Origin of the sequence: Paenibacillus algorifonticola (genome assembly GCF_000971975.1) — a bacterium.
GTDB lineage: Bacteria > Bacillota > Bacilli > Paenibacillales > Paenibacillaceae > Pristimantibacillus > Pristimantibacillus algorifonticola.
Map to the genome: position 1 here is coordinate 1 of NZ_LAQO01000048.1, position 24,226 is coordinate 24,226.

Sequence of the window (24,226 nt, forward strand, 5' to 3'; positions counted from 1 at the left end):
GAATACTAATCGGTCGAGGGCTTATCCTAAACAAACACGCTAACGTTTCAAACCTTGTCTTTCGCATCCGGTTTTCAATGTGTAATACACATGGGAACGTTAGCTTTATATACCAAGCCTGTCACTATTCATGTGGCAGGCTTGTTTATTTTTAAACGCAAATGAGTTTAAATTGTGCCTAACTTTATACATAGCCGATATTCTATGAAAACACTCGTTAACGTCCAATAAATAGCTCCAATCCTCATGAAACGGGCGTACAACAGCGTTTAAGGCTGTTTTCCAAACAGTTAACGCTTTCAGGCAACGTCTGACTGCCTTGCCCTTGTGCTAAAATGAACGGGAAAGATGAAGTTCATGTAAATAGAGAGAGGCAGGGTCAGTATACATATGCGAACATGGCCGAGAATGGACTATTTTTTCAGCAGGGGGGCGGCTATTCCGCCAGAGAGAAGGCTAGGCAGGGAGGCCATGATCTCGATTGTTATCCATGGTTGTTTTCAATTTGGTGCATCCATGTCCGGTTTGTTTCTTAATTTGTACTTGTGGCGGTTAACGCAGGATTTAACAGTAAATGCGCTTTACAACATCATTGTATATCTAATGACACCGGTCACGTTTGCGGTAGGGGGCTGGATTGCAAAACGTAAAGACCGCATGGTGACTTACAGGATTGGTATCGTTTTAATAGCTGTCTTTTATTTAATGGTCGTTATTACTGGTGAGCAGGTCGTCAATTATTATATTTTGTTTGCCATATGTAATGGTATTGCTGCGGGACTATATTGGACCGGATATTTAGTCATCCAATATGATGTTTCTACGGAAGCGAATCGTATTCGTTTTCTAGCGCTGAATATGATTGTGTTCAACACGGCTGGATTGCTGGGCCCGGCGCTGGCCGGATTTATTATTTCCCGGAACGATGGACTGCAGGGGTACGTTATTATTTTTATGCTCGCCTTCGTTATGTTTGTTATAGCGGCCATTGTGAGCTTCCGGATTCCAATTGTGAAATCGCATCACCATGCTTATTATTTGAAGTTTATGGGTCTTGCGATGAATAAAAACAGGCGGTGGTTCAAGGCGCTCGTCAGCTTTTTTATACTTGGGCTTTTTCAAGGGATTATGTTGTTTTTACCGAATATTTTATTGTTTCAGACGGTGGGGCGTGAGGATCGGGTTGGCTATTTAGGCGTTGCATTTTCGGCACTTACCGTTATAACGGGTTATGTCATTTCTAGAAAAGCACAAAAGGAGCAAGTACAGAAATATGTACTATTTTCCACAACAGGGGTCGCCATAGGAGCTTCGCTGCTGCTAATTGCGGTTGATTTTTGGTCCGTGTTTTTGTTTATGATTCTGTTCTCCATCTGTAATCCGCTTGCTGTCAATACATTGACCTCTTATTATTACCGTCTAATTGGAACGCTCCCCCTTAAAGGACAACTACGCGTAGAATGCGTCGTTATGCGTGAGTTGTTTCTGAATGTCGGCAGAGTTGTGTCGATTGGCTGCTTGATCTTATTCGCGGGCGATGTGACGTCTGTCTGGCTGCCGGTTGTGCTGTTCGGGGCTGCACTCGCACAGTATTTGCTGTCTTTATTAATTAGCGAGAAGCAACCCGATCAAGCAAAGGTTTCCGAACGCGTAGGGGGCTAAATCGCATTTTAAAAACAGGCAGTCGATGGCTAATCTAATCGTCATTACGGCCATAACTTCGGGCAAATCGCAGGATCCGGTTGTAGGCGCGGCGATCGATCCATTTTAACGGGCGGAATTGGGGATGGTTGGAGTTGACTTCCAGTATCCACAGATGCTTGTTACGGTCCCAGGCAAAATCGACGCTCATTTCAAACATGTCCGCTTTATGCTTGCTGAGGGCACGGGCTACTGTCAATGAGCGCTGGGTCAAATGGCTAATGAGCTCGGTACGCTGCGTGTCTTCATATCCTTTGCGCTGCAGCAGCTTCTGCATCGTCCAAATTTCGCCGCCCTGATGATAATTGGTGACGATTTTGCCTTTGGCGCCCACTTTAATAAGAAAACCGGTAAAGGTCCAAATGCCGCCCGGCTTTCGCTGGACCATGGCACGAATATCGTAGGGACGATTTTCAACCTGATCGAGGCTAATCGCTTGCTGAATAATAAAGCGGGAAGGCCTGGCAGGCTTCAAATTGTCATAAACGTCAGTTAGGCTGGAAAAAATTTTGGAAAGCTGCTTTTTATTTTTTGTATAGATCAGCTCGTAGCTTCCGTTTATGGGCTCAAGCTTGTGCACACCAACGCCAAGCGAGCCAATATTTGGCTTAATGTAGAGCGCGTGATGGGCAGCAGCCATCATCTTCAGATTGGATAAAGTGAAGCTGGTTGTGCTTGGTATGAGCGGTTTAGTTGAAGCATTATTTTGCAAAAAACGGCATACCTTCAGCTTGCCGCGAATGGTCGCGCTGCGATACGTTTTCGTATACATCGTTGTCACCTCGTAGCCAGTGTATGATAGCAGGAAGCAACGAAATTGTACGGATAACCAGAACGTTTACGAAAAAATCAAGGAATCAGCAAAAGCCCTCCATCGCTTGAATAAAGAGGCGGAGGGCTTTTGCCTGAATGGATGAGAGTACAAGGCCCATCCTTATATAGGGCGGCTTCGCTTAAAGCAATCGTAGCGTCCATTTTGTAATATTGCTGGAATGTTTCACGGATTTCGCGAATGCGATGCTGCAATTGCCGCTGCTCCAAATCGTCCTCTATAAGCACGAGAACATGGTTGCCAATCGTTGTGCTGAGCAGGGCGTGTGAAAGTATTTCCTCGGCAATATTTTTGATCGCGAACAGCTGATCCTTGTATACGGAAAAGGCATATTGCAAAGCGATCGTTGTAATCGTGTAGGAGAGCGCAACAATGAAAGCGATCAAAATAGAAAGCTTGGTTTTTATCGGTTTATAGGCTCGAAACCATGCGTGCATAGCGGTAAAGCTCCCTCCCGGTAACAAGTGAAATAGTATGGAATTGCAAGGAAAATCTGTCAATGAACTGCCACTGAAAATGGTACTAATAAAATTTGGTACTATGTCCAGCTATGCACCATCTAGTAAGATAAAGTAGAAATACACATTAGGATAGACAACAAGCTAATAGATGGCGGTGAGGGTTATGCATGCAAGAAATAAGCATAAGCAACAACGGAATGTACGAATACGGGGTACAGGCGCCTATTTGCCATCCCAAATCGTGACAGCTGAGCAGCTGGACGAAAAACTGAATAAGCCGCAAGGCTGGGTATATAAAAAATCAGGTGTTAAAATCAGGCATTACGCTGCTGGCGAATCCGCGTCCGTAATGGGCGCAAAGGCGGCCTTTGCCGCTTTGGAGGATGCTGGGCTTGAGATGGACGACATGGACTGCATTATTTGTGCCAATGCGATTCCCGAGCAGCTTATTCCGTGCACGGCGGCTCTCATTCAAGATGAGATGTGGGCGGGCGAATCGGGTATTCCTTGCTTTGACATTAATACGACCTGCTTGTCGTTTCTAGCTGCACTAGATTTGGTGTCTTATATGATAGAAGCGGGCAGATACGATAAGGTGCTGCTCGTATCACCGGAAATTGCTTCAAGCGGCCTTAATGACAAGCATCCCGAAAGCGCGACGCTGTTCGGTGATGGGGCTGCAGCGGTAATCGTTGGCAGAAGTGGTGAGGACGAAGGCTCGGCCATTATCGCCTCCCGTATGGAAACGTATGGCTCGGGACGCGAGCTGTCGGAAATTCGCGGCGGCGGTTCAGGTTTGCCCTCCACGCAGTACGGGGCGGCAAACGCGGAGCAATATTTGTTTGCGATGCAGGGCGAGGCGCTGTTTCGCAAAACGTCAAAACTGCTTCCCAACTTTATCCAGCGGCTGTTTCAGGAGGCGGACATTGACATGTCAGAGCTAAAGCTTGTTGTGCCGCATCAGGGCAGCGCCCTCGCGATGCGGCTGCTTCAGAAGAAGCTTGGCATTGCGCCCGAGCAGTTCATGAATATTATCGAAAATCACGGCAATATGATTGCGGCTTCCCTGCCGATGGGCATTCATCTGGCCGTCCAACAGGGCCGCTTGCAGCGTGGTGACCGCTTTGCGCTCATTGGCATTTCGGCGGGCATTTCGTTAGGCGGGATGATTATTGAATATTAAAGCAAATCAGGAGCAGGGAGCACGCACAGGTCGGCGCATCCTCATTACGGGAGGCAGGGCGCCAGCTGCGCTGGATTTAGCCCGCCAGCTGGCGGAGCAGGGCTATGAGGTTTATGCAGCGGACAGTATGGCGAGTCCGCTCATTCGCTTTTCAAACTGCATTAAGCGTTATGAGGTGCTTCCAGCGCCGCGAGTGGACGAAACGGCATTTGGCAAAGCGCTTGCGGCCATCGTGAATCAGTACAGCATTGACCTGCTTATCCCAACTTGCGAGGAAATTTATTATATTGCCAAGCTGCGCGGCAAGCTCGGAAACTGCGTCGTTTTCACCGATGAAGCGGAAAAGCTGGCTGCGCTGCACAGCAAATGGGCGTTCATCGAGACGGTACGGGAGGCGGGGCTTGCTGCCCCGGAGACGAAGCAGCTTCGCTCCTACGCTGAGCTTAAGCAGCTGCATGACCCCGCTTCAAAGCAAATATGGGTGCTAAAGCCGGTCTATTCGCGCTTTGCAACCCAGGTGCATATATGGCGTGCAAGCGAGTCGCCGCCTCCTGCTGCGGAGCTGCAGCTGTCTGCAGCTTGCCCTTGGGTGGCGCAGGCTTTCGTAGCGGGACGCGAATATTGCACGTATTCGATTGCAAAGGAAGGCAAACTGCTCGCCTATTCGGATTATGCAGTCGATTTTACTGCTGGACGGGGAGCCAGCACCTTTTTTAAGCTATGCCATCAGCCGCAGCTGCGGCAATGGGTGGAGACGTTTGCCGCGCATACGCGGTTTACAGGCCAAATTGCTTTTGATTTTATGATAGAGGAGAGCGGCGCGGTATGGCCGCTTGAGTGCAATCCGCGAGCGACGAGCGGATTGCATCTGTTCGGCAAGCGCGACCGGCTGGACCGCGCCTTGTGGGGGACAGGCCAGCCCAGCAGCACCATTGTGCCGCAGCAAACGCGGGGCAAAATGATTGCGGCAGCGATGCTGGCCTATGGGCTCTCGCAGCAGCGGCGTCAGCGCGGGCTATGGCGCGGCTCCTGGCACTGGCTGGCGAGCATGGCAAGCGGCCGGGATGTTATTTTTAGCTGGAAGGACCCCGGTCCGTTTCTTATGCAAGGTTATGTCTGGCTTGATTTATGGCGGCGGGCCCGCAAAGCGGAGCAGCCGCTTATTGCTTTTACAACTTCTGATATTGAATGGAATGGATGAAAAAGGAGGGGGCGAGGATGAACATACTGGTGACAGGCGCAACCGGATTTTTAGGCAAAAATGCGGTAAATCGGCTGCTGAAGGAAGGCCATTCAGTGACCGCTGTCGGGCGTAATCGAGCGGAAGGCGAGCGGCTCGGTGAGGCAGGAGCGGCATTTTTGCAGCTGGATTTGGCTTCCAGTCGAATGAGAGAAGCGATTGCAAGGCATGACGCAGTGTTTCATTGCGGCGCCTTGTCTTCGCCTTGGGGCAAATACCGCGACTTCTATGCATCTAATGTCATTGGAACGCGCAATGTCATACAAGGCTGCCTTGAGCATGGCGTCCAGCGGCTGGTGCATGTATCGACGCCTTCGATCTATTTTGACTATCGCCATCGCTTTAATATTGCGGAGCACGAGCCGCTGCCGAAATCAGCGGTCAATCATTATGCAGCAACGAAGCTGCTTGCCGAGCAAGAGGTTGATCGCGCTTTTCGCGAGCAGGGGCTGCGCGTTGTGACGATCCGGCCGCGGGCGTTGTTTGGGCCTGGCGATACGGCGATTTTTCCAAGGCTGCTGCGGGCAAATGACAAACGGTTTATTCCGATGTTCGGAAGCGGCCAGCCGCTTGTCGATATTACCTATGTGGACAATGTGACGGAAGCGCTCATGCGCTGTCTGTACGCCGATCCGATTGTGCTCGGACAGAAATATAATATTACGAATGGCGAGCCTATTCAGCTGTGGGAAGCTATGACTAGGCTGTTTGAATTGCTGAATAAACCGATGCGGACCAAAAAGATTGCTTACCCTGCGGCGTATACTGCGGCCTCCTTGCTGGAGCTGGGGGCGAAGCTGCCGGGGCTCGCCAAAGAACCGCTGCTGACCCGTTATACGGTCGGCATTCTTGCGTTCAGCCAAACGCTTAGCATTGAGAAGGCGCAGCGGGAACTGGGCTATCGGCCACTCGTCAGCGTCGAGGAAGGACTCAGGCGGTTCGCTGCCTGGTGGAAAGAGCAGGAGGAGACGCGATGAAGATTACCTTTCACAATACGGGCTACTGCAAGCAGCTGGAAGCGCTGGCGATTAGCGGGGGGCGCTGGCGGCAGCAAGCCTTTCCGGGCATTTTTGCTATAATGGAACATCCTGTGCTGGGGCCGGTATTATTTGATACCGGCTATTCGCCGCGCTTTCTCGAAGCAACGAAGCGGCTGCCTTATGCGCTTTACCGCTGGACGACGCCCGTTACGCTTGCCGGGGAGCGCTCGGCGGCGGAGCATGTACAGGCGGCAGGCTATTCGCCTCGCGAGGTCAAGCATATTATCGTCTCGCATTTCCATGCCGATCATGTTTGCGGCTTGCGAGATTTTCCCGAGGCGACGTTTATTTGCTCACAGCAGGCGTATGAGGCTGTTCAGCCGCTGAACGGATTTGCAGCGGTGAAAAAAGCTTTTTTGCCGGAGCTGCTGCCGCCTGATTTCGCGAAGCGGACACGCTGGATCGAACAGTCGAACCAGGTGGAGCTGCCAGCGAAATACGCCCCTTTCCACAGCGGGTACGATTTGTTTAATGATGGAAGCGTAACGGCTATCCGTTTGTCTGGCCATGCGGCCGACCAATTCGGACTGCTGCTGCAGGGCGATACGGGGCAGGAACTGCTGCTCGGCGCCGACGCCAGCTGGTCGGAGGCCGCGGTGCGGGATAATCGCCCGCCTCATGCACTAGCCTCCATTGTGTTCGACAACCGGGCGGAGTTTAAGGAGACGTTCGACCGTCTCGTCGAGCTGAAACGCCGAAATCCGGAGCTTCAGCAAATTTTCACGCATTGCGAGGAAACGTGGAAACGCTGCATAGCGTGGCAGGGGGCGGGAGCATGAGAGTATTAAGGCTTCTGCTCTATTATGTGCTGACGCGGCTGCGCGCCCGGCGCTTTCGCAGCCGAAAGGCGCTGGAGGCTTGGCAGCACCGCAAAGTTATGGCACTTGTGAAGCGGGTACGCAAGCAATCGCCCTTTTACCGAAGCTATTATCAAGGGCTGGATGCACAAAATTGGCGCAGCTTTCCAACGATCGATAAAGCGGTGATGATGGCCAATTTTGACCGGCTGAATACGGCGGCTATTACGAAGGAGGAAGCATTCCGAATTGCGATGCGTGCCGAGCGGGAACGGGACTTCTCGGCGCAAATCGGCGATATTGCGGTCGGGCTGTCGTCAGGCACATCAGGCAGCCGCGGCTTGTTTCTAGTTAGTGCCAAGGAACGCGCAGCGTGGGCGGGAACGGTGCTGGCAAAGGCGCTGCCCGCTTCGCTGCTTGTACGGCAGCGGATCGCCTTTTTTCTGCGGGCGGATAGCCATTTATATCAAAGCGTGCGCTCCAAGCGGCTGCAATTCCGTTTTTACGATATGATCCATCCTGTGGAGGACAATGTGCGTTTGTTAAGCGAGCAGCAGCCGACGCTGCTGGTTGCACCGCCGTCGATGCTGCGACTGCTCGCTGAAGCGCAGCTTGCCGGAGAGCTGTCCATTGCGCCAGGAAAAGTGATCTCGGTTGCAGAAGTGCTTGAGCCGCTAGACAAGCGGCTTATTGAGCAGGCTTTCGGCGTACGCGTCGATCAAATTTATCAATGCACAGAAGGCTTCCTCGCTGCAACCTGTTCACAGGGCACATTGCATCTGAACGAGGATATACTCGTCATCGAGAAGGAATATGTGGACGAGGAGCAGCGTATATTTTCGCCGATCATTACGGACTTTTCCCGGGTAACCCAGCCTATCGTGCGATATCGGCTTAATGATTTGCTGACGGAGGCCAAGCAGCCTTGTGCTTGCGGCTCCAGCTTTACGGCAATTGCCTCTATTGAAGGCAGGACGGATGATTTATTTTATGGACGCGATGCGGATACGCAGCGGCTTGTGCCGATTTTCCCCGATTTTATAAGGCGGGCGGTCATGATGTCCTCAGAGCGCATTAAGGAATACAAGGTTGTGCAGCAATCGGATCGGCAGCTGGAAGTAGCCCTGCGTACAGATGGGGCGCCAGATGAGCTGCAGCCGGAGCTTACCGCTGCACTGTCCAAGCTGTTTACTTCACGCGGCTGCATGGCGCCGCTGATTGCCTTTATCCCCTATGAAGCGAATGAGGGGCTGCGCAAGCTGCGGCGGGTGGAGCGGAAGTGGAGCCTTTAGAACGGATGAAGGAAGGAAAGGAGGGGCAGCTTTGCACCTATCAAAGCCGATCGTTAAAGAGCTGAACCTTACAGAAATAACAGAGCAACACGTAACAAAAAAGGAAAAACGAAATAAAGCGGCTGAATATTTGCTTCCTTTGATGCAAAACGGGGTAAATTTATTTATCCGCAACGTGAGCACGGAGCTGCGGCTGCTGCAAGCGGGCCAGACATGGCTGCCAATGACGGTTAATGAGCAGGAATATGACAACTCCTACGTGTGCTCCCCTTATGGAACATATATCAAGTATGCGGAAGAAGAGCTTTATTTACTGGAAAATCCGCTGCTGCGCTTCCTGTGCGGCTCCTTGCTTAAAGCGATTGCCCCGTTGCTGCGCCTAGCTAAAATTGACCGAAACGTTCATGTGAACAACTGGCTGCTTTCAACGAATTTGTATACCGAGATTAGCGCGGATGAGCTGGAGGGGGTTACACAGACTTTAACTGAAAGCTATCCGGAGCATGCGATTATTTATCGTTCGCTTAACAGGCGCACAAATGGGGCTCTGATGGAGCAATTGCTGCGTCAGGGCTATGTGCTTGTACCGAGTAGGCAGGTTTATTTTTTCAATGGAGCCGTTCCGCTATACTTGAAGAAAAAAAATACGAAGTGGGACCGCAAGCTGCTTGCCCAGTCTACGTATCGTATCGTGCCGCATGCTGAGCTCGGCGAACCGGATTATGAGCGCATTGCCGAGCTGTATGACCTGTTGTATGTAGGCAAATATTCGGCGCTCAATCCTAAGTTTACTGCTGAATATATTCGCCACTGCCATCAGAAGGGACTGCTGGAAATGACCGGGCTCTGCGATGAGCAAGGGGTTTTGCAAGGCGTGATGGGCTGCTTTATTCATGGCGAGGTCATATCGGTACCTTTGGTTGGCTACAATACGGCGCTTGCCCAACATAACGGCCTTTACCGGATGCTGATGCACTTGGCGATGCAAGCTGCAGCGGATCGTGGACAGCTGCTGCATCTCAGCTCTGGCGCGGCTGAATTCAAGCGCGTTCGCGGGGCAGAAGCGGAAATGGAATACAGTGCGGTTTACATCATGCATCTATCGGCAGGGAGAAGAGCGGTTTGGCGCGGACTTAGCAAGCTTTTATTGACAGCTGGTGTTCCGCTTATGAGAAAATATAAGCTGTAAGAAGAAATTTTTCGCTGATTGAGGAGATCATACAATAAAATTCAAAAAAGTTTCAAACCTGTAAAGTATAATGGAAGAGTGCGTATAAATACATATTCTTCATTTGAGAGCGCAGGTGTTAGATGGATAACGGCAATCAATTGTTTTTGGGAAAGCAGCTGGCGCAGGATTTGTTTAATCATAACGGGGTGCTTGTTGCTCCTGCCCATACCGTATTGGATCAGGTACAGCTCGACTTGATTTATCGCCATGCGATTGAACTGGAAGAAAGGGATATTAAGCGGGATAAGGGGAAAGCGCAGGCACAGGAAAAAATGGACAGCTGTACGCTGTACATGGCGGAGCTTTTCGAGCAAATTCGTTATGCCAAGCAAGTCCCGGTACTGCATATTCGGGAGAAAATCATTCCATCCATTAATGAGCTGACGGAGCTTCCAGATTTTTACGAATTGCTGGGCGCTTTGCAATCCAAGGATGATTATTCTTACCGCCATAATATAGGGGTAGGCGTATTAGCTACATTAATTGGTAAATGGATGAGTATGGATGAACGCGAGCTCATGCAGCTTACGCTTGCGGCCACTCTCCACGATATTGGCAAAACGAAAATTTCAAATGAAATTTTGAACAAGCCGGCACTGCTTGATACGAAAGAGTTTGACCTGATGAAAAAGCATACGATTTTTGGCTATGAGATGCTCAAAGAGACCGTTGGCATCAATCATGTCCAAGCTTTGGTAGCGCTTCAGCATCATGAACGGCAAGATGGTAGCGGTTACCCGCTCGGCTTGCGCTCTGAGCAAATTGCTCCACTTAGCAAAATCGTAGCGGTAGCTGACGTTTTCCATGCGATGACCTCAGATCGACCTTATCGCAAGTCGCTGCCTTTCTATGAGACCCTTATCCAAATGAACAACAATATTTTTGGTGAGTTTGATCCGCAAATCAGCAAGCTGTTTATGGACAAAATGATGCAGTCGATGCTGGGGCATCAGGTGCTGCTCACCAACAATCAAATCGCCTCCATCGTATTGATCAATCCACAAAATGCACTTAGACCGTTAGTGAAAATGAATGACAACTTTATTGATTTAAGCAGAGATACGAGTTTGCATATTCTCAAAGTTGCGCCTTAAGGCAAGCCGCATGCTATTCCTGTGGAAAACGCCGTCGCAGCAAGGCAGGTAAGGGACATCTTATGACAATAATAAAGATTTTATCCGTTACATTCACATTGTTTTTTTTCAGCAAGCAGCTTATAAATGCTTTGCTTCATATGGATTCATTGCGCTCCGAAGTTAGAAAGAGACTTATATTTGGTGTGGTTTACGGCGTTTGCGGCATCTTGATTATGTTTTTTGGAGTGCCGGTATTCGATCACGGCATCATTGATTTTAGGTATTTCTTTATTATAATCGCTGCGTATTACGGGGGCATGTCTGCGTCTATGCTGGCATCTGCTCTTATTGCAGGGGGACGGGTACTGCTGTTTGGCGGCTTGAATGAGACCTCCATCACCGCTGGGGCTTTCATTCTCTTGCTTGGGGTGTTTTCAGGCATTATTTTTGCATACAAGCGCCTGGGTGGATATTGGGCAAAATGGAGCGTTTCTTTGCTGGTATTAATGGCGTTGCTTTATGGAAATGCTTGTTATACATACGGTATAGAATGGTCCGGCTCGCTTTATACAAATCTGTTCCCGCAGCTGCTTGCCAGTGGTCTTGTCGTCGCTTATTGTGTGCGTTATTTGACGCAGCGCGACGAGCTGTTCCAGCAGAAGGAGCAGGAAGCAACAACGGATTTTCTGACTCAGCTGGCCAATGTAAGAGCATTCGACGCAGCGTTTAACCGTTTGTTTATTCAGGCGGAGAGCGGGAAGGAGCCGCTGGCTCTCCTGTTTCTGGATATTGATTATTTCAAAAAGATTAATGACACCTATGGCCATCCAGCAGGGGATGCCGTTTTGCGCGAGCTTGCTGCTATCGTTAGGAGCACTATTCGGGCAGAAGATGTAGCCTCGCGCTATGGCGGCGAAGAATTTTCAATTTTGCTGCCTAATTGTTCACCATCCGGTGCTTATGCTTTGGCGGAAAATTTACGCAGCACGATTGAGAACTGCCGAATTACCGTTAATAATACGCAAACGGTAGGTGTGACGGTCTCGATTGGCGTTGCCTGCTACCCGGAGGTTGAACAGGAGTTTCTGATTGATTATGCCGATCAGGCCTTGTATCAGGCTAAGCTTTCCGGTAGAAACAAGACCATTTTGTGGCGCTCTTAAAGCCGCAGGGCTTGCTTTTCGTCTTGTATTGTTCTTGCTTCATGGCGCCAGTAATACGTTTTCAGCTCTTAAGGGCCAAACTGGCGCGCAATGCGGCAGCCAATCGTTCGATTCCCGATTCCATTTGCTCTGGCTCCGGCCTGGCATAGCTTAAACGGATGAAGCCTTCCTCCGAGCCATACACGCTGCCAGGAACAAACACGACCCCCCTCTGAATACTTTCTTCCAGCAGGCGATGATCGCTAATGTTCTCCTTAGATTTACACCATAGATTAAACCCTCCTGGGTGCGCTGTAAAAGCAAGGTTCTCCGAAAAATAATGCTCCAGCGCACCAATCATTCGCTGCTGCTTGGCCTCTAGCGCCTTTCGCAACGTTAGCAAATGCAGCGGAAAACCTTCTGAAGCAAGCAGGCGGCCAGCCAGCCACTGAGGTAAAATGCTAAGGCCAAAGTCCATCTGCTGCCTAGCGTCGGCGAGGCGGCTCACGACCGTTTGCGGTGCGACCAGCCAGCCGATTCGCAGGCCCGATGCGGCAATTTTGGATAACGAGCCAATGTAGAGCACGATATCCTCCTGGTCCAGCGCTTTCAGTGAAGGCAAAGCCTGATTGCGAAATGAAGTCAGGCTGAACGGGTCGTCCTCTACAATTGGAATACGCAGCTCGGCAGCTATGGCTAATACACGCTGCCTTTTTTCCATGCTCAGAGAAGTGCCTGTCGGATTTTGATAATTAGGATTGAGAAAAAGCATGCGAATGCGATGCTCACGGTACAATCGCGCAATATCATCCGGATCAATGCCGTCATGATGAACCGGCAGGCGGCAAATACGCAGTCCTGCAGATTGAAACATCGGCAGCGAATAGCAATAGGAGGGATCTTCGATCGCAACGGCATCGCCTGGGGCAAGCAAGCATTGCGTAATTAAATAGAGCGACTGCTGCGAGCCGGAAGTAACGAGAATAGAAGCTTCTGGAGCAGCAATGCCCTGTTTACGTAAAAAAGCGCTCAGCTCCACCCGCAGCTGCGGATTGCCCTGTGGATGATCATAGCCGAGCGGCTCCGTGAAAGGCTGCTCCTGCATAATGGACTGGAGGAGTCCGCTAGGAAACAGCGGCTCCGCCAGCTCGCCGCTCGCCATGTCAATCATTTGGCCGTGGTGGAGCATCGATGAACGAATGCGTCTCATGAATGGTAAATTTGGCAGGAAGCTGCCTCCTTCTGCATATTGCCGCCAGTTCGGCGTATGCGAAGGGGATACCCCCCATTTGTTGCGGCTCACGGTTGTGCCGCTCCCCACTTTGCTTTCCACTAAGCCGGATGAGCGCAGCTCGGCATAAGCCTGTACAATGGTGCTGCGATTCACTCCCAATTGCTCTGCCAGTCTTCGCTCGGAGGGAAGCGGGCTGCCTGGAGGGTATTCGCCCGAAGCAATGCTGCGTTCCAGCAGCTCGGCAATTTGCAAGTAAACAGGCGTTTTTAAATGTCGATCCAGCTTCCACGTCATGCCGTACACCCCGTTCATTGTCGATTTGTCTGATTTGGATTTGTCCATTCATTATAGTACAACTTAGTCAGCCCTTCACCGACCAATTGGATCAGAATGCTCCCAGCCATTAGGCAGACAAGCTATTTGAATGGACGTTTGCGAATTGGATGGTCATTTTAGTCGATAAATGGATGGTTACATGATCAGCCAATCCATTTATGATTAAAAATAAGAGAGATGGATGGCCATGAAGAGGCAGTTATCTCAGGGCAGGGGGATGAACGCATGGAACAGCAAAAGGTGAAAGTTGGCGTAGTACAGGCTGCGCCTAGTTTATTGGATAAGCAGTCGGCGTTCAAGCAAATCGCCGCCTATGCTGGCGAGGCACGCAGGCAGGGAGTCGAGCTGCTGGTGTTTCCCGAAGTATTTGTATCCGGCTATCCGCGTGGCATGACGTTTGGGAATCGCATTGGAAGCCGGACAGCGGAGGGACGGGAAGACTTTCGCCGTTATTCGGAAGGTGCAATGACGATTCCAGGCGAGGATACCGAGCTGTTAGGATCGATTGCCGCAGAACATGGCTTATATCTAATCGTTGGTGCGCTAGAGCGTGATCAGGAATTCAGCGGAGCTACCTTGTACAATTCAATCGTCTATATGGGCCCGGATGGCAGGCTTCTTGGAAAACATAGGAAGCTTATTCCTACAGCTGCAGAGCGTCTGCTCTGGGGGCAAGGAGACGGCAGCACGCTAACGGTTATCCAAACTCCTTTTGGACGAATAGGCGGCTTGATTTGCTGGGAAAACTATATGCCGCTGGCCCGGACCGCCATGTATGCGAAAGGAATAGACATTTTGATAACGCCTACTGCGGATGCCCGCGATACTTGGCAATCGACGATTCGGCATATTGCCTGCGAAGGCCGCTGCTACGTGCTGTCGAGCAATCAGTTTGCAACGAAGTCCTTATATCCGAAGGATTTGGCAAGTTTTGCGGAGCTGGAGCAGATGGATGAGGTGCTGAGCAGGGGCGGCAGTGCTATTGTTGGGCCGCTAGGGGAATATAGAGTAGAGCCTGTTTATGGACGGGAGGCGCTGCTCGTGGCGGAGCTTGATATGTTGCAAATCGCCGAAAGCCGATTTGACTTTGATGTGGTCGGGCATTATAGCCGGCCGGATGTGTTTCAACTGCATGTTAATGAATCCACGCAGTCGAATGTATTTTTTAAGAGCAGCTTGTAAAGGGAAAGAGCGGCTGTGCAGCAGAAGGGGGCAGAAGAATGGATGTACCGATTGGTGTATGGATTGCAGCGATTGTCATCGTTGGTGTTTTAGCATGGATCACTTTTTGGATTACGAACAAGGCTTATTCTAGAAAATGGGATGAGCATGACGAAGATAAGCTGAAAAATTAAATGACTGCTGCGAAAGTTAGGGCAGATTAGAGGTTTCTGGATTTCAAATTTCCCGAGCGCCTTGTCAGGTTGTAATTAGCCTGGCAAGGCGTTCTTTTGCATTTATGTAAAAGCTCTTCCCAATGAGCGGGTTTTCAGTTAATATGAGAATATATGTTCGATATTGGGGGCGAATTGGTGAATCAGGAGTCATACATTAAGGAGATCATCCAAGGGGATGACTGGATGATGGACATATTGCATACGGTGAGGGGCCTCGATTTGCCTGACTGGTGGGTGTGTGCCGGGTTTGTGCGTTCTAAATTATGGGATGTGCTGCACGATTTTAAGCAGCGGACGCCGCTTGCGGATGTGGATGTTATTTATTTTGATGCCGCTTATCCGAGTGAGCACATCGAGAAGCAGCTGGAACAGCAACTGCGGGGCCTGAGGCCGGAAATCCCTTGGTCTGTGAAAAACCAGGCGAGAATGCATGTCGTCAGCGGCTTGCCGCCGTATTCCTGCTCGGTAGATGCGATTTCCAAATTTCCTGAAACGGCGACTTCGCTTGGCGTGGCACTGGATTCAAGCGACCAGCTTCAGCTAGCCGCTCCATGGGGAGTAGCAGACGTCCTTCAAGCTGTGCTTAGGCCTACAGCGTGTTATGAACAGGGGACGGATAACCACTACGTATATGAACAAAGAATCATTAAGAAAAATTGGCATGCGACATGGCAAAAGGTTCATAAAGCAGAGCAGCAGGAGTGATGACAACATCATATCTTAACAAAAATTAGTGCTGAAATTACGAGTTTGCGCATTGACAGCCTACCTATTTTCACGTTTAATTAAATAGACCGTTCTCTATAATTAAGGTGGTGAAAAGGTGGCGTCAAAGCCGAATGCCCGCCAGCAGATCATAGATACAGCAATGAAGCTGTTTTGTATGCAAGGGTATCATGCAACGGGGTTAAATCAAATTATTAAGGAAAGTTCCTGTCCGAAGGGGTCGTTGTACTACTATTTCCCTGAAGGCAAGGAGGAACTGGCAGTTGAATGTATTTCGACGATTAAGGAGTATGTTCTGGAAAAATGGCGAATGAAGTTTGAGCAGGCTTCTAATCCTGTAGCGGCCATTCAGGCCCATATTTCCGACATGATTCAAGATGGGAAGCAATCGCAGTTTAAAGGATTTATGCCATTCAGCTTTTGGATGGCCGCTGAGACATGCCTGATTAGCGAAAGACTGAGATCAGCTTGCCAGATTGTTTTTATTGAATGGCAGCAGTATATTGCCCAGCAGCTCGTTAACAATGGAGCGAATGACAGCAGCGCCGATGAAACGAGCAACGTTATTCTTTCCTTAATGGAAGGTGCGCTCATTTTGGCCATCACTCATGGGGATGAGAAGCCGCTCGTCAACATTTCGCGTCTCGTGCCGTCAATTGTTCACGGTGGCTCAGCAAGCTAGAACAACAGGCTACAACAAAATGAATTTTTAATTCGCAGGAGGACGACATAAGTGCAAGCAACGATGCAAGAGACTTCAGCTTCACCCAATAAGTCTTACAAAGTAATGCCGATTATGATTTCGCTATTGCTTAGTGGATTTATCGGTTTTTTTAGTGAAACAGCTCTAAATGTAGCATTGACTGATCTAATGAGAGATTTGAGCGTTAACGAGGCAACTGTGCAATGGCTTACGACTATATTTTTACTGACGCTAGGTGTACTGGTGCCGGTATCTGGCATGCTGCTGCAATGGTTTACCACACGGCAATTGTTTGTATGGTCGTTGATTTTTTCTATCATAGGCACATTTGTAGCGGCTATTGCACCGAACTTTGAAACGCTGCTTATTGCGCGTGTGCTTCAAGCATCGGGCACAGGGCTGCTGCTGCCGCTATTATTTAATACGATTCTCGTCATTATCCCGATTGAGAAGCGTGGCGCAGCGATGGGTATTATAGGACTAATTATGATGTTCGCACCAGCAACGGGTCCCACTTTTGCCGGCATACTGATTGCGAACCTAAGCTGGCACTGGATTTTCTGGGTGTCCTTGCCGTTTTTGATTATTTCGTTATTTGTAGGGCTTGTCTATTTGCAAAATGTTTCCACCTTGACTAGGCCGCGTATCGATATATTGTCGATTTGCTTGTCTACCCTCGGCTTTGGCGGAGTCGTATACGGCTTTAGCAGCGCGGGAGAAGGGGAGCATGGCTGGAGCAGCGCGAAAGTAATTGTGGCGATGATCGTTGGTATTGTTGCTCTCATTTTATTTGTTATCCGCCAGCTTAAGATGAAAGAGCCAATGATTAATCTGACGACGTTCAAATACCCGATGTTTACAATCGGCTTGATTATGGTGTTTATTTGCATGATGGTTATTTTGTCTTCCATGCTGATATTGCCTATGTATTTGCAGCGCGGCCTAATGATGAGCCCATTAACCGTGGGGCTGCTTCTTCTTCCAGGAGGGCTGATTAACGGCTTCCTATCTCCTGTAATGGGAGGACTGTTTGATAAATATGGACCAAAATGGCTCGTTCTCCCAGGCCTGCTGGTCGTTTCTGTTGTACTGTGGTTTTTCTCTGATATCTCTACCGCGTCAACGACTGCATTGATCATCGTGCTTCATTCCCTGCTAATGATTGGGATTTCGATGATTATGATGCCTGCGCAAACGAATGGCTTGAATCAGCTGCCGCCTGAGCTGTATCCGCATGGAACAGCAATTATGAACACGTTGCAGCAGGTTGCGGGTGCCATTGGAACCGCGCTGGCAGTGAGTATTATGACCGCTGGAATGGATGATTTCCTTAAGACAGCAGAAGGGAATCCAGAATCGCCAGCCAACTTGATTAGCGGTTTGACCGCAGGTGTGCAAAATGCTTTTGTGTTTGCAATGGTGCTTGCCCTTGTTGGCCTAGTAGTTGCTTTCTTCATTCAGCGAGTGAAGGTAACGGCAGCAGGCAAACAGGGAGCTTAATATTGGCGCTAAATAGAAGTGCCAATTGTTTTTTGAAAGTTTTTTAAAAAATGCTTGCGTGATGCGATGTTTTCTGATATAGTATGTTTATTCGCTGTTAGCGAACATCGCGCGCGTGTGGCGGAATTGGCAGACGCACTAGACTTAGGATCTAGCGTTTCACGACGTGGGGGTTCAAGTCCCTCCACGCGCATTATGAATTTGAAGAGTAAGGACTGTTTCCAGTAGTGTTTAACTACTGAGAACCAGTCCTTTTCTTTTATGTTTTTTTATTTAACCTAGATCTGGTACAATGTCAGACGGCGAGATGGTTATAGGAATATAATAACGAATGGTGCTTGGCAGCTGACTCACTTAATCGATATCAGAAGTTATCTTTTGATGTCCTCTGTATACCGAACAATCTAGACTGTAGCCTGAGTAAGATGGGGGGGATTAAGCGATCCGTCCCTTTTTTGCTCTATTTGCTGCAATGGCTGTCATCCATTACATAACATGTCCCATTTTGCTATAATGGGACGATACTTGATAGCAGAAAGGAAGCGTTGGGCTTGAAGCAGGTCACCATATATGATATTGCCAAAGAGGCCAAAGTATCGGTTGCCACCGTATCCAGGGTATTGAACGATACCGCCCCGGTAAAGGGATCTACTCGAGCCAAGATTGAAGAACTTATTCAAAAATACAATTTTCAGCCTAACGCAATGGCCAGAAGCTTACTAAAAAAAGAAACCGGCATCATTGGTGTTATTGTTCCTGATCTGACCAATCCCTTTTTCCCGGAAGTGTTCGCTGGAGCGGAGGAAGAGGCGCAGCAGTCGGGACATACATTTCTGCTTAGCAATTCTATCGGAGATTACGCTAAGGAATCGGAATATCTCAGCATTATGCGGGAGAAACGCGTGGATGGTGTTATTTTTTTAGGGGGAAGGATTAATTTAAAGAACTGCGATGAGCATTTGGTGCAGGAACTCGTACAGCATGCAAGTGTCATTCCGACTGTGCTCGTTAACGGCGGGCTGCGCAATACGAACTTGATCAGAGTTGCTACGGACGAATCGGTGGGCACTGCTCTGGCAGTCCGGCACTTGATTGAGCTGGGCCATACCGAAATCGGCTTCATTGGCGGGGAAAGCCATATGACCACAACCTCAATTAAGCTGCGGGCCTTCCGAAAGACGATGAAGGATGAGGGACTGGAAATTCGGGACAATTGGCTGCTGCCGGACAGCTTTTCCATCGATTCGGGCAAGCGCCAAATGCTGAAGCTGCTCGAAATGGAAGAGAGGCCAACCGCTGTTTTCTGCGTCAACGATTATACCGCGATCGGGGCAATCAAGGCGGCGACGGAGGCTGGACTGACGATTCCAACTGACATGTCCATTGTCGGATTTGATGATATTCCTCTGGCCCATCATTTTATCCCTGAGTTGACTACCGTTTCCCAGCAGGCGCACGAGCTAGGGCGGATGGCGGTTCAAGTGCTTAAAGCGATCATGAAGAAAGAAAAGGTCAAGCAGCTTACTTCTTTGGCCCCACAGCTTATTGTTCGGCAAAGTACGGGAGCGCGGAGTGGCCAAAAGAAGGTCAGCTCCAATTAAAAGCCTGTTTGTGGGGATCATTCCGCGCATGATGCAAGAACGTCCTGAAGGAGCAGCAAGCCAGAAACATCTGGCTTGCTGCTCTTTTTTTAGGCCTAATGAAATGTGCAGGCAGCGATTATTTTCATCAATCCATATGTGGAAAATATAAACTTTAATGTTGACCATAGTAAGCAAGCGAGCTATACTGAAATGGGTTTCATGAAAGCCTTTACATTCAATGAAATCGCGATGAGCAAGTGCAGTATTCAATTAACCATCCATTAAGGGGAGCGTGCTGAACAGTGAAACAGATGAACAAGATGAAATCGATGTTGCTTATTTTATTAACGGCTGTATTGATGATTTTGTCTGCTTGCAGTGGCAACAATGCGGGAAATGCAATAGCTACCCAATCGCCTGCCGCAACCGCAACTGCAACTGCTGCGGAGGAAACGCCTGCTCCTACTCAGGAGCCTGAACCTCCAGCCGCTGATTTGGGTGGCAGAGAAATTCGCATCTCGCATTGGTGGGATGCTTCCCCTGACGGAGATTCCGAAGCGGACGAATTGGCACGTGAAAGAATCAAAAAAGTGGAAGAAAAATATAACGTAAAAATCAAATACTTGAATACGGAATATTGGTCGACTACAGAGAAGCTGTCCTCCTCTGTCATGTCCAACGATCCTTTCGCTGAAATCGTCCGACTGCCTGACGGCTTCATATGGGGCCTTATGCAAGGGGGATTTTTGACACCATTGGAAGATCACCTTAAAGACACGCGGATTGCACCGGATGTTGTTGAATCGATGCGCTTTGGCGGCGACCATGTATTTGGATTGGAAAGCTGGTATAACCCGAATGACACCGGGATGTTCTATAACAAAAGGATTTTCAAGGAAGCAGGCTTAAAAGATCCGCAGCAGCTAATGGTTGAGGACAACTGGAATTGGACGTCGATGCTCGATGCCGCGAAGAAACTGACCGTAGACAATAATGGTGACGGAAAAGCTGACCAATACGGCCTTGCTGGTGCGCATTATGTTTTCTCGGAGCTGCTGATCGCCAGCAACGGCGGCATTATATACGACGAGGCGAACAAAAAAGTAGCTTTTGATTCACCCGCTTCTATGGAAGCGCTTAACTTTCTTTATAGCCTGTATAACGAGCATAAAGTTGTGAAGAAAAATGAAGGAAACGACTGGGAGGATCCGGCGAAATATTTTGCGGAAGGCACGATTGCCATGTATCCGGGCGGCTTGTGGGAAATCGAGGGGCGCCTTCAGGACAAGATGAAGGATGAGTGGGGATACGTTTACCTTCCTAAGGGACCACAGGCGGACACCTATTTTGATCCGCTTGGTCAAACGGCGGCTTACGTAATCCCTAAAGGAGTCAAGGATCCGGATGTCATCGTGAAAATCTGGGAAGAGCTTCAGGATTTCGATAACTGGCAGGAAAATCGCAGGCTGTGGCAGGAAAATGTGCTGCCGGATGAAAGCTCCATCGCTAATGCCATGAATGACGCTGGAAAAGTACAGCGTGTGTTCGGCGGACGCTTCGGCGGTCTCGGCATTAAGGATCAGCTCGACTCCGTGACCGGCAAATTCGTCAAGGGCGAAATTACGCCGTCAACGGGCGTCGCCCAGGTAATTGGGCCTGCGCAAGCGGCTGCTGAAAAAGTGCTGAGAGGCGAGCAGGACAAGAAAGAGTAGATTCCGAAAGCTTTGCCCATAAAAAAGCGGCCTGCCCGTCTTTCTGATTAGGGAAAACCGGGCGGTTGCCGTAATACAAAATTTCGCCAGTTTATAAAAGGGGGGAATTAGGTGGAAATCGTATTTTCCAGAAAAACGGCCGCTAGGATCATGGTTATCGCTATGCTGGTTTCGATATTGGTTTTCCCTATATCTCAGTCCGGCGCAGCCAGTATTCAAGCCGACTCGACTACAGAAGCCGATTCAAGCAGCGACCAGAGCTTTTTGACAAACGAATCAGAAAACAGCTATGGCCATTACCTGCAGCGCTACAAGGATGAAGAACGGCCTCGGGAGGAAATGGTCATACGAGGGGCGGACTACACAAGCGCAAGCGAAATGGAACCCGAAATCATTCATGAGCTCGGCGGCGTATCGGGCGATTTTGTCAAGACGGGGGAAAGCGGCTCTATGGAGTGGGAGCTTGAGGTGCCGAAATCCGGCTTGTATCATATCGCCATCCGCTATTTTCCAATCGAAGGAAAAAGCTCGGCAATCGAGCGGGAGCTGTTGATCGACGGAGTGCTGCCGTTCGCCAGCGCCAGAAATTTGACCTTTCAGCGCATATGGAAAAATGAAAGTGATCAGATTTTGCAGGATAACCGGGAAAATGAGCTGCGGCCGCGTCAGGTAGAATGGCCGATGTGGCAGGAGTCGCTGCTTCGAGATACAGAGGGCTACTATGAGGAGCCGTACGTCTTTTATTTTTCGGCTGGCCAGCACACGTTGACGCTAGTATCTTCCAGAGAGCCGATGGCGATCGACTATTTGAAAGTGCATCGATATGATGAGCCTTCGACTTACGAAGAGGTAGAGTCGGACTACAAGTCAAAGGGCTATGCGGAGACCAGCGGACATTTGATTAAGGTTCAAGGCGAATATGCCGCTTATAAATCGTCTCCGACCTTATATCCGATTTCCGACCGTTCCAGCCCGTCTACCGAGCCTTATGACGTATCGAAGATTAAGATGAATACGATTGGCGGCAACAACTGGCGGGTGCCGGGCCAATGGATCGCATGGGACATTGAAGCGCCAGAGGACGGACTATACCGAATTGCGATCAAGAACAGGCAAGAATTGCTGCGGGGCATTTATTCCACACGCTCGCTATGGATTGACGGGGTCATCCCGTTTCAAGAAATGACGCAAATTCCGTTTTATTATGACTCGGACTGGCAGATGAATGTGCTAGGCAGCGAGGAAAAGCCCTATTTATTTTATATGACGAAAGGGAAGCATGAGCTGAAGCTGGAGGTGAGCTTAGGAGCAATGGCTCCTTTGATTCGCCAAGTAGAAGCAAGCTTGCTCGACATCAATGCCATGTATCGCAAAATCTTGATGATTACCGGCAATGTACCCGATCCTTATAGGGATTATCAATTAGATAAACAAATACCCGACATGGTCGGCATATTTCAGGAGCAAAGCGACATTCTATATGGCGTGTCGAAGGAGCTAGTGCGCCTGACAGGCGAGAAAAGCGACAAGACGGCCATATTGGATAAAACCGCCTATCAATTAGCAGATCTGGCCAAAAAACCGGAAACGGTCCAGAAGCGGCTGTCTCAATTCAAAATTAATGTTGGCAGCGTCGGAGCTTGGATCCTGCAAGTGAGAGAGCAGCCGCTCGAAATCGATTACCTCGCTTTGGCTTCGTCTGATGTAGAGCTGTCCGAAGCGGATGCTTCAGCTTCTAAAAAAATCGTTCATGAGGTATCTTCCTTCTTTCATTCCTTCTTTGAAGATTACGATACGATCGGAAATATGGCGCAAGATGAGCAATCCATAACGGTATGGATCGGAACCGGCCGCGATCAGGCTCAAGTGCTGAAAGCGATGATTGACGATACTTTTACGCCGCTTACCGGTGTTGGAGTCAACCTTAAGCTTGTCAATCAGGATGTGCTGCTGCGTGCGTCTCTGGCAGGTGAGGGACCCGATGTAGCCATGCAGGTCGGCAACGATGTGCCGGTTAATTTCGGCATGCGGAATGCAGCGGAGGATTTGTCGCAATTCCCGGGCTATGAGACGGTCGTGCAGCAGTTCAGGGACAGCGCGATTGTTCCTTACCGATTTGAGGATAAGGTGTTTGCTCTGCCTGAGCAGCAAATTTTCAATATGCTCTTTTATCGGAAGGATATATTGGAGGAGCTGAAGCTTGAGCCGCCGCAAACATGGGATGATGTCTACGCGATGATCCCTGTTCTGCAAAAGCATCATATGGATTTCGCGCTTCCGATTGCCCAGACGACGGGTGTTCCTGTACTGGAGGCGAACCGGGCGTTTGCCATGCTTTTATACCAGATGGACGGCTCCTTCTATTTGAACAACGGGGCCAAAAGCGGATTGGATACAGAGATCGGACTAGATGCATTCAAAAAATGGACCGACTTCTATACGAGCTACAAGCTGCCGCTCATTTTCGATTTTCCGATGCGCTTTCGGACGGGCGAAATGCCGGTCGGCATACAGGATTACACCTTTTACAATTATTTGAGCGTATCCGCGCCAGAAATTAAAGGCTTGTGGGAGTTCGTTCCAGTTCCAGGCACCGTGCAGCAGGACGGTTCCATTCGCCGGGATGTGGCTAGCGGCGGGACAGCCGCGATTATGCTCAAGCAGGCTAAAAACAAGGACGCAGCTTGGGAGTTTATGAAATGGTGGGTCGGGAAGGATGCCCAGGTTCGCTTCGGCAGAGAGATGGAGGGATTGATGGGCGCTGCAGCGCGTTATCCGACCGCCAATATCGAAGCGCTCAAGGAACTGCCATGGCCGGCGCGCAATTATCGCAGCCTGGAAGAACAATGGAAATGGGTACAGGGCGTGCCGGAGGTGCCGGGAGGCTATTTTACAGGAAGGCATTTGGACAATGCTTTGCGGGAAGTGATTAACAACGGAACGAATACAGCCGACTCCTTATACGATTATGTCCAAGAAATCGACTATGAAATTGCGCAAAAAAGAGGCGAGTTTAATTTGGAATGAGGGGACTTAAGGA

At 49.5% G+C, this 24,226-nt stretch carries 20 protein-coding genes and 1 tRNA gene; 18 read left to right on the forward strand and 3 right to left on the reverse strand.

The features are described 5' to 3' along the window. Positions 1 to 390: 390 nt before the first annotated feature. Complete coding sequence (locus tag WH37_RS29920) at positions 391 to 1,662, forward strand: MFS transporter (RefSeq protein WP_046234321.1); 1,272 nt, start codon at positions 391 to 393, stop codon at positions 1,660 to 1,662. Between the two features lie 34 nt (positions 1,663 to 1,696). Here the strand turns inward: WH37_RS29920 and WH37_RS29925 are convergent, their stop codons facing one another. Together WH37_RS29925 and WH37_RS29930 are read right to left on the reverse strand one after the other, a co-directional pair. Further along, positions 1,697 to 2,473 carry a YheC/YheD family protein gene (locus WH37_RS29925; RefSeq protein ID WP_046234322.1) on the reverse strand — a complete coding sequence of 259 codons (777 nt, stop codon included), beginning with the start codon at positions 2,471 to 2,473 and terminating at the stop codon, positions 1,697 to 1,699. 77 nt (positions 2,474 to 2,550) lie between these two features. Next, a complete protein-coding gene (locus WH37_RS29930; protein WP_046234323.1) occupies positions 2,551 to 2,970 on the reverse strand; it encodes a hypothetical protein in 420 nt (139 codons plus the stop codon). 187 nt (positions 2,971 to 3,157) lie between these two features. Between WH37_RS29930 and WH37_RS29935 the strand changes: the two genes are divergently transcribed. From WH37_RS29935 to WH37_RS29970, 8 genes are all read left to right on the forward strand, one after another. Continuing rightward, entirely contained in the window at positions 3,158 to 4,177 is a 1,020-nt protein-coding gene (locus WH37_RS29935; RefSeq protein ID WP_046234324.1) for a beta-ketoacyl-ACP synthase III, read from the forward strand. Then, positions 4,167 to 5,378, forward strand: coding sequence for an ATP-grasp domain-containing protein (locus WH37_RS29940; RefSeq protein ID WP_052737326.1), 1,212 nt, complete (start codon positions 4,167 to 4,169; stop codon positions 5,376 to 5,378). The genes WH37_RS29935 and WH37_RS29940 overlap by 11 nt, the downstream gene beginning before the upstream one ends. Positions 5,379 to 5,395: 17 nt before the next feature. After that, a complete protein-coding gene (locus tag WH37_RS29945; protein ID WP_046234325.1) occupies positions 5,396 to 6,394 on the forward strand; it encodes an NAD-dependent epimerase/dehydratase family protein in 999 nt (332 codons plus the stop codon). After that, entirely contained in the window at positions 6,391 to 7,236 is an 846-nt protein-coding gene (locus tag WH37_RS29950; RefSeq protein ID WP_046234326.1) for an MBL fold metallo-hydrolase, read from the forward strand. Before WH37_RS29945 ends, WH37_RS29950 begins: the two co-directional genes overlap by 4 nt. After that, on the forward strand, positions 7,233 to 8,546 hold the full coding sequence (locus WH37_RS29955) for a F390 synthetase-related protein (RefSeq protein WP_046234327.1): 1,314 nt from the start codon (positions 7,233 to 7,235) through the stop codon (positions 8,544 to 8,546). The genes WH37_RS29950 and WH37_RS29955 overlap by 4 nt, the downstream gene beginning before the upstream one ends. 31 nt (positions 8,547 to 8,577) lie before the next feature. Continuing rightward, complete coding sequence (locus tag WH37_RS29960; RefSeq protein WP_052737328.1) at positions 8,578 to 9,735, forward strand: GNAT family N-acetyltransferase; 1,158 nt, start codon at positions 8,578 to 8,580, stop codon at positions 9,733 to 9,735. A 122-nt stretch (positions 9,736 to 9,857) separates the two neighbouring features. Next, positions 9,858 to 10,871 carry an HD-GYP domain-containing protein gene (locus WH37_RS29965; protein WP_046234328.1) on the forward strand — a complete coding sequence of 338 codons (1,014 nt, stop codon included), beginning with the start codon at positions 9,858 to 9,860 and terminating at the stop codon, positions 10,869 to 10,871. Positions 10,872 to 10,933: 62 nt separating this feature from the next. Then, positions 10,934 to 12,016, forward strand: a complete 1,083-nt coding sequence (locus WH37_RS29970) for a GGDEF domain-containing protein (protein WP_046234329.1) — start codon at positions 10,934 to 10,936, stop codon at positions 12,014 to 12,016. Positions 12,017 to 12,077: 61 nt separating this feature from the next. Here the strand turns inward: WH37_RS29970 and WH37_RS29975 are convergent, their stop codons facing one another. Then, positions 12,078 to 13,571, reverse strand: coding sequence for an aminotransferase-like domain-containing protein (locus WH37_RS29975; protein ID WP_231594431.1), 1,494 nt, complete (start codon positions 13,569 to 13,571; stop codon positions 12,078 to 12,080). A 219-nt stretch (positions 13,572 to 13,790) separates the two neighbouring features. Between WH37_RS29975 and WH37_RS29980 the strand changes: the two genes are divergently transcribed. The 9 genes from WH37_RS29980 to WH37_RS30015 all read left to right on the forward strand — a co-directional run bounded on the left by WH37_RS29980 (position 13,791) and on the right by WH37_RS30015 (position 24,213). After that, complete coding sequence (locus tag WH37_RS29980; RefSeq protein ID WP_046234330.1) at positions 13,791 to 14,747, forward strand: carbon-nitrogen hydrolase family protein; 957 nt, start codon at positions 13,791 to 13,793, stop codon at positions 14,745 to 14,747. A 38-nt stretch (positions 14,748 to 14,785) separates the two neighbouring features. Then, positions 14,786 to 14,920: a hypothetical protein gene (locus WH37_RS37185; RefSeq protein ID WP_269431356.1), complete on the forward strand. Its 135-nt coding sequence runs from the start codon at positions 14,786 to 14,788 to the stop codon at positions 14,918 to 14,920. Positions 14,921 to 15,073: 153 nt separating this feature from the next. Then, the gene (locus WH37_RS29985) at positions 15,074 to 15,667 is read left to right on the forward strand and encodes a nucleotidyltransferase family protein (protein ID WP_046234331.1); all 594 of its coding nucleotides are present in this window, start codon (positions 15,074 to 15,076) and stop codon (positions 15,665 to 15,667) included. 118 nt (positions 15,668 to 15,785) lie between these two features. Next, positions 15,786 to 16,370 (forward strand): TetR/AcrR family transcriptional regulator, encoded by a 585-nt coding sequence (locus WH37_RS29990; RefSeq protein ID WP_046234332.1) that lies wholly within the window; start codon positions 15,786 to 15,788, stop codon positions 16,368 to 16,370. Between the two features lie 63 nt (positions 16,371 to 16,433). Beyond that, the gene (locus WH37_RS29995) at positions 16,434 to 17,891 is read left to right on the forward strand and encodes a DHA2 family efflux MFS transporter permease subunit (RefSeq protein WP_046234352.1); all 1,458 of its coding nucleotides are present in this window, start codon (positions 16,434 to 16,436) and stop codon (positions 17,889 to 17,891) included. Between the two features lie 111 nt (positions 17,892 to 18,002). Beyond that, positions 18,003 to 18,084, forward strand: a tRNA-Leu gene (locus tag WH37_RS30000). Positions 18,085 to 18,442: 358 nt separating this feature from the next. Further along, entirely contained in the window at positions 18,443 to 19,492 is a 1,050-nt protein-coding gene (locus WH37_RS30005) for a LacI family DNA-binding transcriptional regulator (protein ID WP_046234333.1), read from the forward strand. Between the two features lie 293 nt (positions 19,493 to 19,785). Continuing rightward, the gene (locus WH37_RS30010; protein ID WP_177218095.1) at positions 19,786 to 21,186 is read left to right on the forward strand and encodes an ABC transporter substrate-binding protein; all 1,401 of its coding nucleotides are present in this window, start codon (positions 19,786 to 19,788) and stop codon (positions 21,184 to 21,186) included. A 150-nt stretch (positions 21,187 to 21,336) separates the two neighbouring features. Next, positions 21,337 to 24,213, forward strand: coding sequence for an extracellular solute-binding protein (locus WH37_RS30015; RefSeq protein ID WP_046234353.1), 2,877 nt, complete (start codon positions 21,337 to 21,339; stop codon positions 24,211 to 24,213). Positions 24,214 to 24,226 lie beyond the last annotated feature (13 nt).